The organism is Pseudomonas sp. MIACH, assembly GCF_001269925.1.
In the GTDB taxonomy this organism is placed as follows: Bacteria; Pseudomonadota; Gammaproteobacteria; order Pseudomonadales; family Pseudomonadaceae; genus Aquipseudomonas.
In genome coordinates, this window is the sequence record NZ_LHVO01000002.1 from 599,232 (window position 1) to 611,679 (window position 12,448).

Genomic DNA, 12,448 nt, shown 5'->3' on the forward strand with positions numbered 1-12,448 from the left:
CGGGGTCAGCAGTTACTTGTTCAGATACGCTTTGACGGCTTCCAGACCGGGTTTGCCATCGACGGTGGTGACACCGGCGAGCCAGGTGTCGAGTACTTGCGGGTTCTTCTTCAGCCAGGCTTTCGCCGCAGCGTCGGGCTTCATCTTGTCGTCCAGGACGTTACCCATCAGGGTGCTTTCCATGTTCAGGGTGAACGACAGGTTTTTCAGCAACTGACCGACGTTGCTGCATTCCTGGGTGTAGCCCTTGCGGACGTTGGTATAGATGGTGGCCTGGCCGTAGTTGGGACCGAACGAATCGTCACCCCCGGTCAGGTACTTCATCTTGAAGCGGGTGTTCATCGGGTGCGGTTCCCATCCTAGGAACACGATGGCCTGGTCGCGCTTGGAGGCGCGTTCCACCTGCGAGAGCATCCCGGCTTCGCTGGATTCGACCACTTTGAAACCGGCGGTTTTCAGGCCGAAGGCGTCTTTGTCGATCAGCGTCTGGATGGTGCGGTTGCCGTCATTACCCGGCTCGATGCCGTAGATCTTGCCGCCCAGTTCATCCTTGAATTTGGCGATATCGGCGAAGTCTTTCAGGCCTTTGTTGTACAGCGCCTCGGGGACGGCCAGGGTGTACTTGGCGTTCTCCAGGTTGGCGCGCACGGTTTCCACGGTGCCGGCATCACGGTACTGCTTGATGTCGTTTTCCATGGTCGGCATCCAGTTGCCGAGGAAGATGTCCATGTTCTTGCCGTCGGCCAGGGACTTGTAAGTCACAGGTACCGAAATCATCGTGGTGCGCGGCTTGTAGCCCAGGCCCTTGAGGACTTCGCTGGTGGTCGCGGTAGTGACGGTGATGTCGGTCCAGCCGACATCGGAGAAGTTGACGGTCTTGCACTGTTCCGGTTCTGCGGCGTGCGCCATGACTGGCAGACTCAGCATGGCGGCCAACAACAACGAGGGTGAACCTTTCATCTGGGTAGACTCCTGTGTTTTTTCTGGCGGCAGTTGCCGCGCTTTATAAGTGTTGCGGTTGGAGCGTGCGACAACAGCTCTGCCACGGTGCCTTGCAAACGAGTCGTGACTGATCATGTACCAGTGAAAATCTGACGCCTACAGGGGGCGTCGTATCCAGTACAGGGAGGGTCGTATCCAGTGTCGGTGACGTCGCTTACAGGTTTTTCCCAAGGCAAAACGGCTGTTTTTGCCCATCTGCACCGCTAAAAACGGCCAAAACGCCTGTTCGCACGGGGGCGGCGTTAGTGAGCATGGTTACGTCGGTGTGAGACGTCGTGACGGCGGATAAAAGCTTGATGATGCCGCCATCTGGGCGATCTGAGCGTAGCACCTCGTTCAAGCCTGGCCGTGCTTATCGAGGAGTTCTACCGCAATGGCTATCAGTGTTTTCGACCTGTTCAAGATCGGCATCGGGCCTTCTAGTTCTCACACCGTCGGCCCCATGCGCGCCGCGGCGTTGTTCGTCCAGGCATTACGTGAACGTGAACTGTTGGAACAGGTTCGGCGTGTCGAAGTTCAGCTATACGGCTCATTGTCGGCTACCGGCATCGGCCACGGCAGCGACACCGCCACCATCATGGGCCTGATGGGCGAGTGGCCGGACGCGATCGATCCGTCGCAGATCGGCCTGCGTATCCACACCCTGCGTGAGACCGACACACTGCTGCTCGACGGGCGTTTGCCCGTGCCGTTCCTGTGGGCCCGGGACATGCGCCTGCTCGACGAAAACCTGCCCTTTCACCCCAACGCCATGACCCTGGTGGTGTTTGGCGATGACGGCGAGCTGCACCGCGACACCTACTACTCGGTGGGCGGTGGTTTTGTGGTGGATGAAGCCCAGGCGCAGAGCGGTGTGGCGGACATGGACCGCACCGAACTGCCCTATGATTTTTCCAGTGCGGTGGAGTTGTTGCAGCTGTGCAAGACCCACAACCTGCGCGTTGCCGAGTTGATGCTGGCCAACGAAAGAGTCTGGCGCTCCGAAGACGAAATCCGCAGCGGCCTGATGAAACTCTGGCGTGCCATGCAGGCGTGCGTGGAGGAGGGCCTCAAGCACGAAGGCATCCTGCCCGGCGGCCTCAACGTGCGCCGCCGCGCCGCCAAGTTGCACCGCAGTCTGCAAGAGTTGAACAAGCCGAATGTGATCGGCTCGACCTTGAGCGCGATGGAATGGGTCAACCTGTTCGCCCTGGCGGTGAATGAAGAAAACGCCGCCGGTGGACGCATGGTCACGGCACCTACCAACGGTGCGGCGGGGATCATTCCGGCGGTGCTGCACTACTTCATGAAGTTCAGCGACGAAGTCACCGAAGCCAACGTGGTCGACTACCTGCTCAGTGCGGCGGCGGTGGGGATCCTGTGCAAGAAGAACGCCTCGATCTCCGGAGCCGAAGTCGGTTGCCAGGGTGAAGTGGGTTCAGCCTGCGCCATGGCCGCTGCCGGGCTGGCGGAGATCCTTGGTGCAACCCCGGAACAGCTGTGCAACGCCGCCGAAATCGGCCTGGAGCATAACCTCGGCCTGACCTGCGACCCGGTGGGTGGCCTGGTGCAAGTGCCGTGCATCGAGCGCAATGCGATTGCAGCGGTCAAGGCGATCAACGCGGCGCAGATGGCCCTGCGCGGTGACGGCCAGCACTTTATCTCCCTGGATCGGGTGATCCGCACCATGCGCGATACCGGGGCGGATATGCATGACAAGTACAAAGAGACATCGCGGGGTGGGTTGGCGGTCAGTGCGGTGGAGTGCTGAGACCGAGTCGCCTGTATCGGGGGCTTGCCCCCGATACTGTAATCCAGACGATACTGCTCAAAAAGTGAACACTCCAACCAAAAGCGCCACCTTTTAGCGCGTCGCAAATAGATAAGTAGCTTCCGAACGATTTCCCCTCCGACCACTCGTTACCTGTGCGTGTGGTGACAGACTTTTCCTACGCGCTGAAAGCGCCTTCCCACAAGTGCTACCGAACTGCTCACACACCTTGAGCGGGCGGCTCCTACGTCCATTTTCATCCATATCCCGCACGTCCCGCACGGGCTTATTTAGACGCGTCATAAGGTCGTTTTCAGGATTTGTTGAATGGCCATTCAAACTTAGGCATGGCATTTGCTCTATACAATTCAAAGCCTCTCGCCTTGCCGGATGAAGAGCGCAATAACAAGAGCCTCGCCTGAGGCCGTCACCCGCTTTGTGTGAGGAGATATCGCCATGACGTCGTTCAACTCCGGGGCCCAACCCCAGAACCGTGCGCCTCAATCCATCGGCTTTTTGCTGCTGGACAATTTCACGCTGATTTCCCTGGCTTCGGCCGTGGAACCGCTGCGCATGGCCAACCAGCTGTCCGGCCGCGAGCTGTATCGCTGGACAACCCTGAGTGTCGACGGCAACCAGGTGTGGGCCAGCGACGGTCTGCAAATCACCCCCGATGCCTCCATGCACAAAGCCCCGGCCCTGGACACTGTGATTGTGTGCGGCGGCGTGGGTATCCAGCGCACCGTGACCCGTGAACATGTGTCGTGGCTGCAAAGCCAGGCGCGCCAGTCCCGTCGCCTGGGTGCAGTGTGCACCGGCAGTTGGGCCCTGGCCTGCGCCGGGTTGCTCGACGGTTTTGATTGCAGCGTGCATTGGGAATGCCTGGCGTCGATGCAGGAAGCCTTCCCGCGTGTGTCGATGAGCACCCGTTTGTTCACCCTCGACCGCAACCGCTTCACCAGTTCGGGTGGCACCGCGCCGCTGGACATGATGCTGCACCTGATCAGCCGCGACCATGGTCGTGAACTGTCGGCAGCGATTTCCGAGATGTTTGTGTACGAGCGCATCCGCAACGAACAGGATCACCAGCGTGTGCCGCTCAAGCACATGCTTGGCACCAACCAGCCGAAGTTGCAGGAAATCGTCGCGCTGATGGAAGCCAACCTCGAAGAGCCGATCGACCTGGACGAACTGGCGGTGTACGTCGCCGTGTCGCGCCGCCAACTGGAGCGGCTGTTCCAGAAATACCTGCACTGCTCGCCGTCGCGCTACTACCTCAAGCTGCGCCTGATTCGCGCGCGGCAGTTGCTCAAGCAAACGCCGATGTCGATCATCGAAGTGGCGTCGGTGTGCGGCTTTGTGTCCACGCCGCACTTCTCCAAGTGCTACCGCGAATACTTCGGCATTCCGCCACGGGATGAGCGCGTAGGCTCCAACACCACCCAGCAGGTGGCAATGATGCCGATACCGCAGGCGCTGGTGTTGTCACCATTGTCGGGGCCGCTGTCGGCGTTGAGCCAGGCGCGCAATGAGTCGACTTTCGCGAGTGTACGGCTCTAAACCAACCTTGTGGCGAGCGGGCTTGCCCCGCGTTGGGCTGCGAAGCGGCCCCAACACCTGCAGTTGAGGTCTGCCTGATACACCGCATCGCTCAGATTGGGGCTGCTGCGCAGCCCAACGCGGGGCAAGCCCGCTCGCCACAGGGGATTGTCAGGCGCCAGAGTTCTGCTTGAACTGCATCAGCGCCGGTAACAACTGCTTATCGATCGCCTGACGCACTGCCGGCAAAATCGTCGCACTGCCGGTGTACATCTGCTCAACCATACCCTTGAGCGCCTTGGCCCGTGCCGGGTTCAAACCGCGTACCGCGCACTCACATGCCTGCTCGGCGCTGGCGCCGCTGGACACCTCGAAACCCAGCGAGCGCAGTTGGCTCAGCAGGTCATCCTGATCAATCAAATCCGCGTGCATCATGACGTTTATCCTGGTGAAGGGAGCGGGAGCGACTTGGATTCTGGTAGCCCCCCAGCCGGTCGGCAAGGGCAGAATGCACGAATGGCTCAGATGGCTATGAACGTGTCGTTTTCGGGTCATTTACCCATTGAAGTAATAGGCACACTGGCTACCAGCAAACAGCTTGAAGGTTTGGTCACCCTCGGGATGTACGGCTCACACACAGCACTCTGCCCCGCTCCAGTCACGGCTGGACCGGGGCTTTTTTTCGCTATCTTTTGGTTGGCAATCCAATCACCCGGCCCAGAAGAGCAGGGCGTGGCAGGTCAGCGTGTTCGGCGCTGATGGTTGCGAGTTTTTCCAGCGTTACGTCGGTAAACGGCGCCGAATGTGGACCGGCCAGGTCGACGTGCAGCAGCATCTGTTCGTTGCCGGCGAGTTCTTTCTCATCGCCCACTAGATGCAGGCTGTGATAGAGGTGCAGGCGCTTGGCGTCGTGGGCGATCAGTTGTGTATGCACCTCCACGTCGGCGCCGAGTTTCACTTCGTGCAAGTAGTTCAGGTGCAGTTCGAGGGTGAACAGCGAATGGCCACTGGCTTCGCGGTTTTCACTGTCCAGGCCCAAGGTGTCCATCAGCGCGTCGGTGGCGTAGCTGAAAATCAGCAGGTAGAACGCATCGCGCAGGTGGCCGTTGTAGTCCACCCAGTCGGCAAGGACTGGGGTGGTGTAGGTGGTCAGTGCAGGCATGGTGAGGGTTCCGTTATTCGGCGAAGGTCATGCCGTGCTTGGCTTTGGTGGTTTTCACCGCTTCGAGCACCGCCAGCAGGCAATCATCACGATAGCGCTCCAGCGCCGAAATGCTGTGTTTGCCCAGTTGCTCGCTGGTGCCATCGACCACATCGTCGATCAACTTGTCGGTCAATTCCGGTGCCGGCAGGTAGGTCCACGGCAACTGCAACGCCGGACCGAACTGCGCCATGAAGTGCCGCATGCCCGCATCACCGCCCGCCAGGGTGTAGGTGAGGAAGGTGCCCATGAACGACCAGCGCAGGCCGGCGCCAAAACGGATTGCGTCGTCGATCTCGCCGGTGGTGGCCACGCCGTCATTCACCAGGTGCAGCGCCTCGCGCCACAGCGCTTCGAGCAAGCGGTCGGCGATAAAGCCGGGGACTTCCTTGCGCACATGCAGCGGGCGCATGCCGAGGGATTCATACACCTTGATCGCCGCCTGGATCGCTTCCGGCGCGGTGTGCTTGCCGCCGACCACTTCCACCAGCGGCAACAGATAAACCGGGTTGAACGGATGGCCGACCACACAGCGTTCCGGGTGGGTCGAACCCTCATAGAACTCACTCGGCAACAGCCCGGAGGTACTCGAACCGATCAGTGCATTGGGCTTGGCCGCGGCGCTGATCTTGCTGTGCAATTCCAGTTTCAGCTCCAGGCGTTCCGGGGCGCTTTCCTGGATGAAGTCGGCGTCTTTCACGCATTCTTCGATGGTGGGGACAAAGCGTAGGCGGTCCTGGGATGCGCCGGGCGCGAGGCCCTGTTTTTCCAGAGCGTCCCAGGCATTGGCGACACGTTTGCGCAGCGCCGCTTCGGCACCCGGCGCCGGGTCCCAGGCGACCACGTCGAGGCCGTGGGCCAGGGCACGGGACACCCAGCCGCTGCCGATGACACCGCTGCCGAGGGCGGCGAAGGTTTTGATCTCAGTGATAAAGCGCATGGCAAATTCCTAAAGCGTTCGGTGATTCCCTGTGGGAGGGAGCAAGCCCCCTCCCACATTTTTTGATTCGGTCAGCCGCGTTTGGTCAGGCCCATCTTGATGCGGCCTTCCGCCGGGCTCATGACCCGCGCGCCCAGGCGGCTGAGGATTTCACTGGCGCGTTCCACCAGTTGGCCGTTGGTGGCGAGTACGCCCTTGTCCAGCCACAGGTTGTCTTCCAGGCCGACCCGCACGTTGCCGCCCAGCAGCATCGCTTGCGCGGCCATGGGCATTTGCATGCGCCCGATCCCGAACCCGGCCCACACCGCGTCGGCCGGCAGGTTGTCGACCATGGCTTTCATGGTGGTGGTGTCGGCCGGCGCGCCCCATGGGATGCCCAGGCACAGTTGGAACAGCGGGTTGTCGAGCAGGCCTTCCTTGATCATCTGCTTGGCGAACCACAGGTGGCCGGTGTCGAAAATTTCCAGTTCGGCTTTGACGCCCAACTCTTGGATGCGCTTGGCGCCCGCCCGCAGCTGCGCCGGGGTGGAGACGTAAATCGTGTCGCCATCGCCAAAATTCAGGGTGCCGCAGTCCAGGGTGCAGATTTCCGGCAGCAGTTCTTCGACATGGGCGAGGCGGGTCAGCGGGCCGACCAGGTCGGTATTGGGGCCTAACTCCATCGGGTTCTCGCCGCCACCGATTTCCAGGTCGCCGCCCATGCCGGCGGTGAGGTTGACGATGATGTCGATGTCAGCCTCACGGATGCGCTCCATCACTTCGCGGTACAGGGCGACGTCGCGGCTGAACTTGCCGGTCTCGGGGTCGCGCACATGGCAGTGCACCACGGTGGCGCCGGCCTTGGCGGCTTCCACGGCGGCGGCGGCGATTTGTTTGGGAGTGACCGGCACGTGTGGGCTTCTGGCGGTCGTGTCGCCAGCACCGGTGAGTGCGCAGGTGATGATGACGTCGTGGTTCATGAGGCGGTTCCTTACAGGCGTGGTGGTGCCGTTCGCAGCTGATGCGAGCTGCGAAGCGGTGATTTAGATAGGGTTTATTTGCTGGTCAATTGCAGGTTGGCCGCCGCCGGTTTGCCGTCGAAGGTGGTCACACCTTCCAGCCAGCGCGCCTGGTCCTGCGGGTGATCCTTGAGCCACTGCTTGGCGGATTCGAGGGCGTCCTTGTGATCCAGCAGCGGCTGCATCATCCGGCTCTCGTCGGCGGCGGTGAAGGTCAGGTTGGTCAGCAACTTGTGCACGTTGGGGCACTGTTGGGCGTAGGTCGGCGCGGTGACCGTCCACACGGTGGCCATGCCTTCGTTCGGGCCCAGGGCGTCATCGCTGCCGGTGAGGTAAGTCATCGCGACGTTGACGTTCATCGGGTGCGGTGCCCAGCCGAAGAACACCACGGCTTCCTTGCGGCGTACCGCACGGTCCACGGCGGCAAGCATGCCGGCCTCGCTGGATTCCACCAGTTGGAATTTGCCCAGGCCGAACTGGTTCTTGGCGATCATCGCCTTGATCTGGGTGTTGGCACCCGAGCCCGGCTCGATCCCGTAGATCTTGCCGCCCAGCTCCTTGTCGAACTTGGCGATGTCGGCGAAGGTTTTCAGGCCCTTGTCCGCCAGGTACGTCGGCACCGCCAGGGTCGCGCGGGCGTCTTCCAGGCTGGGTTTGTCGAGGACTTTGACTTGCTTGGCGTCGACGAACGGCGTGATGGTCTGGGTCATCAGCGGGTTCCAGTAGCCAAGGAACAGGTCCAGGCGCTGGTCGCGGATACCGGCGAAGATGATTTGCTGGGAGGCGCTGGTTTGTTTGGTCTTGTAGCCGAGGCCGTCGAGCAACACTTGGGTCATGGCGCTGGTGGCGATGACGTCGGTCCAGTTCACCACGCCCATGCGCACGTTCTGGCAAGAGGCCGCGTCGGCCGCCAGTACGTTCGTGCTCAAGATGGCGCTGGCGCTGAGTGCAAGCACGCAGTGGCGAATCAGTCGGTTCATGGTGGATCCCTCGGCAGGTCGTTATTGTGGGGTCCGGCGTCTTTGTGCGCCGTAGGATCACGTTACGGAGCTTTGGCCCCGCCGAAACGCACGGCGGCGACCAGCTCTTGCACTGCAGCGACCTGTGCTCTTGAATGGCCCGTGGAACTGGCGTATCACAGTGACCACGCTGCCCGTCCTACGAGAGCGCCACCATGTCCCAGGATTTCTACTTTCTGCTGATGCCGGGGTTCTCGGCCATTGGCTTTATTTCTGCGCTGGAACCACTGCGCGTGGCCAACCGCTTTCGCGGCGAGCTGTACCGCTGGCATGTGCTGAGCGCCGATGGCGGCGCGGTGCTGGCGAGCAATGGCATGTCGGTCAACGCCGACGCCGCGCTGGAACCGCTGAAGAAGGGCGCGACGCTGCTGGTGGTGGCCGGCTTCGAACCGCTGCAGTTCGCCACGCCGGCGCTGGAACACTGGCTGCGCCGCCTGGACAATGATGGCGTGACCCTCGGCGCCATCGACACCGGCGCCTGTGTCCTCGCCGAAGCCGGCCTGCTCGACGGTCATCGCCTGACCCTGCACTGGGAGGCCATCGACGCCTTCAAGGAGTCGTACCCGCACCTGACCGTGACCCAGGAACTGTTCGAGATTGACCGCCGCCGCATCACCTGCGCCGGTGGCACGGCCTCCATCGACCTGATGCTCGACCTCATCGCCCAGGCCCACGGCGCGGACCTGGCGATCCAGGTCTCCGAACAGTTCGTCCTTGGCCGCATCCGCCCGCGCAAAGACCACCAGCGCATGCAGATCGCCACGCGCTACGGCATCAACAACAAGAAACTGGTGCAAGTGATCGGCGAGATGGAGCAGCACACCGAACCGCCCCTGAGCACCTTGGCGCTGGCCGAAGCGATCAAAGTCACCCGGCGCCAGCTGGAGCGGCTGTTTCGCCTGCACCTGAACGACACACCGAGCAATTTCTACTTGGGATTAAGGCTGGAGAAAGCCCGGCAACTGCTGCGCCAGAGCGATATGAGCGTACTGGAGGTGAGCATTGCATGCGGGTTTGAATCGCCGTCGTATTTCACCCGCAGTTACCGGGCGCGGTTTGCCAAGTGTCCGAGGGAGGATAGAGTGAGGGGGGGGAGGGCAAACGCTATCATCGAGTCCCTGCTCGGAGGAAAAGCAAAGGCTTAATGTATGTTTGCTAAAATTATACATGTGATATGTTTTTCTTAATTTGGAGTTGTAATGAATAAAGAATTTAAAGAGCGCGTTAAGTCTATGAATTTAATGTACAAGCTTCCTGTATTAGAGGTGCCTAGTATTGGTGAGGATGTTGTGGGGAAGCTTAAGAGGTTTAAGTTGACTCTATTGGATGAAGTGAACGAGATCGATGATATTGTTGAGTGTGCTAAATCTGGGGTAAGTGAGTTGGATGTGGTTGTAGCCATAGCAGATGTTTTGGGCGATATTATAGTTTATTGCAGGTCTGAAGCAATGAAGTATGGGATTCCATTGGAAGATGTTTTGAATGTTATTATGGATAGTAATGAAAGTAAGCTTGGGGCAGATGGTAAGCCAATATACGATGAGAATGGTAAGTTTTTAAAAGGGCCGGCGTATTGGAAGCCGGAGCCTAAAATAAAATATGTGCTTGAGAAGTTAAGTAAAAAAGATTAGGGAGATGATCTTGATATCAAAAAAAAAGAACATTATCGGTGAGTTGGAGTCACTTGATAGTATAGAGAAGGCTGCTTCGTTAGTAACGCTGAATTCAGGATTGCCACTCCAAATACCTAAGGACTTAATTAATAAGCGCAAAGGAGCAATGCATGATGCCTCTCGACTACAAATGCTTGCCACTTGGGCTAGATCTACAGAGGAAGCGGTATTAAACTTTCATGCATCAAACTCAATGAAGGCCGTTCTTTCTGATTTGGCTAGCTATGCACCCGGACTTGCGGTTATCAGGTTGGCGTCAGGAATAAAAGTCGGTGAGGCATTAGTTTCTAGGCGCGAAGCGTTGCGCTCTGCGACGACTAAGATGTTAAATACAGATGCTGGTAATCTTAGAAGCATTATTCGCGGTCGTACCATTGATTTGTGTTGCGTGAGTGGTGTTAATGTTCAATATCTAAAGCCTCTATTTTCGGCAAGAGATCAATTGGCCGTTCGTGATAAGGCTGGAATGAATGAGCTTTTAACTCAGCTTTTTGAAATAATTAATAAAAGAGACCTGGGGCTTATACCGAAAAGTTTTATAGAGGCTTGTAGTATTTTTGCACGTGAGCTGTTTCTGAATACTCAAGAGCATGCTACTAGTGATTGCTCAGGTATTTCTTATGACGCTCACGTTGAGGGGATGATTGTAAGCTGGGATGAAATGGAGTCAAGATTCTATAAAAAAGATTTTAAAGGACATAAAAGGTTACAAGAATTCTGGAATAGAGAGAGGGTCTCTATCAGGGAACTTGATGGTATAAGGTGCCTGCAACTAAGCTTTTTTGATACTGGGCCAGGTTTTGCGAGCCGTATTTCAGGAAAAGATGTCAGTGAATTGAGTTTGGATGAAGAACGTGAAAGTCTTGCAAAGTGTTTTTTAAAAAATGTGACAACTAAAAATCAGACTGGGTCAGGTGGTGGTCTTCCTCTCGTGCTAGAAGAATTGCAACGAATGGGTGGGTTGATACGTATTCGGTCAGGACGCTTAAGCCTCTTCAACTGCTTTGATAAGAGTCATGGAGGGGATATTCTTGGTTTTGACGACTGGGATGTCGGGCCATTTAGCAAGGTATGTGGTGCAGTAGTCTCAATTTTAGTACCGTTAAGGAGAGATTGATGGACCGTATTTTCTCCTTTGAGGCCGTCGGTAAGTGCGAAATCACTGGTCATAATTTTGATGCTCTATGTGTGTATTTTAGTGATAGGCACGAACTTAGTTGTTTGGAGTTTTACTCTGATTTGGAGGTGTCGTTAAAAACTGTTGATTTACTTCCTGACTGTGTTGTTATGATCGCCAGCGCTAAAGTGTGTGGTGATATTGAATTGCACTGGTCTAATGACCTTTTGAGAAAATCTTTTATAAAACGCGGTGAGAAATCAGGAAAACCATTTGTTAAGCACTATTATTTGTACTGTTGGAGCGTTAGCGGTTTAACAGAGGTTTTCAGAGCGTCAGCAGATCCGGGCTCCCCTCCAGGCTATAATTTAAGTGTTGAAGATTTGGTAAAGCAAGGCTCACACGAGCTTGTGGGAAAGAATAATGTTGTGCAAGTCGCACCTGTTGGCCATCTTTTTAAACACCCATCAGGTACGAGGAATAACATATTCGTCCAAGCGCGTGAGCTTGCTAAGACTGAGCCGGAGTTGTGTTTTGTAGGGCGATTAATTGGTTTGGCTTTTGGGTTTTCTAAATTTTCTAATTTGTCTGTGGTATACATAGATAGTATGGGGATTTATCAGTTTGTACGAGAGGCTTTAGAGTTCTGTGGTGTGGATGCTCGAATACATAGCTTTCACTCATATGATGAAATGCGGAAGCTTACACCTCCAAGGGTAGAGCATCTCGTGGTTATTTCTGCTTCAACATCTGGCGGTATGGCCAGAGACCTTGAAGTTATACAAGGTTTTAAGGGTGATCGAATTTTAACGTTGATCGACAGAAGTGATGAGGAACGTCATGGGAAGGTTTTGATCTCTTTGGAGCAAATTGATAAGGGTTTCTTTAGTTTTGATGCCGATGGGCTCGAAACAGAAATTGAATTGGTTGGGGAGCATTTCTCATCTAAGGCAAAGCCTCCTCGTGCTGTTACTTTAGGCAAACCACATACGCCGCAAAGATTGGTAGACTTTCTAAAAGAGTTTGGCAAGGAAGGGTTGAATAAGTTAAACGAAATTGTTGATGGTGAACCTAAAGTTTTATCGTTGGCTGGAGACAAAGTTTCAAGGAATAAAAAATTCTTAGCTTGGCTTAATAAGGAAGTAAGTTGGAAGGTTTCCATATCAACAAACACGATAGTTTGTACTGATGATGAAGGGTCTAGAGAAA

General features: G+C 56.7%; 11 protein-coding genes and 1 pseudogene. 6 read left to right on the forward strand and 6 right to left on the reverse strand.

Annotation, left to right across the window (positions count from 1 at the left end; translation table 11 throughout):
- Positions 1 to 12: 12 nt before the first annotated feature.
- Entirely contained in the window at positions 13 to 960 is a 948-nt protein-coding gene (locus tag AD670_RS02795; protein WP_053128119.1) for a choline ABC transporter substrate-binding protein, read from the reverse strand.
- A 415-nt stretch (positions 961 to 1,375) separates the two neighbouring features.
- Here AD670_RS02795 and AD670_RS02800 point away from each other — a divergent pair, with 415 nt between their 5' ends.
- Both AD670_RS02800 and AD670_RS02805 read left to right on the forward strand, forming a co-directional pair.
- Positions 1,376 to 2,752: an L-serine ammonia-lyase gene (locus tag AD670_RS02800; RefSeq protein ID WP_053128121.1), complete on the forward strand. Its 1,377-nt coding sequence runs from the start codon at positions 1,376 to 1,378 to the stop codon at positions 2,750 to 2,752.
- Between the two features lie 456 nt (positions 2,753 to 3,208).
- Positions 3,209 to 4,312, forward strand: a complete 1,104-nt coding sequence (locus AD670_RS02805; protein ID WP_053128123.1) for a GlxA family transcriptional regulator — start codon at positions 3,209 to 3,211, stop codon at positions 4,310 to 4,312.
- A 150-nt stretch (positions 4,313 to 4,462) separates the two neighbouring features.
- Here the strand turns inward: AD670_RS02805 and AD670_RS02810 are convergent, their stop codons facing one another.
- The 5 genes from AD670_RS02810 to AD670_RS02830 all read right to left on the reverse strand — a co-directional run bounded on the left by AD670_RS02810 (position 4,463) and on the right by AD670_RS02830 (position 8,410).
- On the reverse strand, positions 4,463 to 4,726 hold the full coding sequence (locus tag AD670_RS02810; RefSeq protein ID WP_053128125.1) for a hypothetical protein: 264 nt from the start codon (positions 4,724 to 4,726) through the stop codon (positions 4,463 to 4,465).
- 250 nt (positions 4,727 to 4,976) lie between these two features.
- Positions 4,977 to 5,453, reverse strand: a complete 477-nt coding sequence (locus AD670_RS02815) for a thioesterase family protein (RefSeq protein WP_053128127.1) — start codon at positions 5,451 to 5,453, stop codon at positions 4,977 to 4,979.
- Between the two features lie 13 nt (positions 5,454 to 5,466).
- Positions 5,467 to 6,432: an L-carnitine dehydrogenase gene (locus AD670_RS02820; RefSeq protein ID WP_053128129.1), complete on the reverse strand. Its 966-nt coding sequence runs from the start codon at positions 6,430 to 6,432 to the stop codon at positions 5,467 to 5,469.
- 71 nt (positions 6,433 to 6,503) lie between these two features.
- Positions 6,504 to 7,391, reverse strand: coding sequence for a 3-keto-5-aminohexanoate cleavage protein (locus tag AD670_RS02825; protein ID WP_053128131.1), 888 nt, complete (start codon positions 7,389 to 7,391; stop codon positions 6,504 to 6,506).
- A 74-nt stretch (positions 7,392 to 7,465) separates the two neighbouring features.
- The gene (locus AD670_RS02830) at positions 7,466 to 8,410 is read right to left on the reverse strand and encodes a choline ABC transporter substrate-binding protein (RefSeq protein ID WP_053128132.1); all 945 of its coding nucleotides are present in this window, start codon (positions 8,408 to 8,410) and stop codon (positions 7,466 to 7,468) included.
- Positions 8,411 to 8,604: 194 nt separating this feature from the next.
- Here AD670_RS02830 and AD670_RS02835 point away from each other — a divergent pair, with 194 nt between their 5' ends.
- From AD670_RS02835 to AD670_RS31345, 4 genes and pseudogenes are all read left to right on the forward strand, one after another.
- Positions 8,605 to 9,594 carry a GlxA family transcriptional regulator gene (locus AD670_RS02835; protein WP_053128134.1) on the forward strand — a complete coding sequence of 330 codons (990 nt, stop codon included), beginning with the start codon at positions 8,605 to 8,607 and terminating at the stop codon, positions 9,592 to 9,594.
- Between the two features lie 54 nt (positions 9,595 to 9,648).
- Positions 9,649 to 10,080 carry a pyrophosphatase gene (locus AD670_RS02840; RefSeq protein WP_053128136.1) on the forward strand — a complete coding sequence of 144 codons (432 nt, stop codon included), beginning with the start codon at positions 9,649 to 9,651 and terminating at the stop codon, positions 10,078 to 10,080.
- A gap of 4 nt (positions 10,081 to 10,084) precedes the next feature.
- A complete protein-coding gene (locus AD670_RS31340) occupies positions 10,085 to 11,239 on the forward strand; it encodes a hypothetical protein (RefSeq protein ID WP_156338061.1) in 1,155 nt (384 codons plus the stop codon).
- Positions 11,239 to 12,448, forward strand: a pseudogene (locus AD670_RS31345) (hypothetical protein); the annotation flags it as partial. The gene AD670_RS31340 and the pseudogene AD670_RS31345, both read left to right, overlap by 1 nt.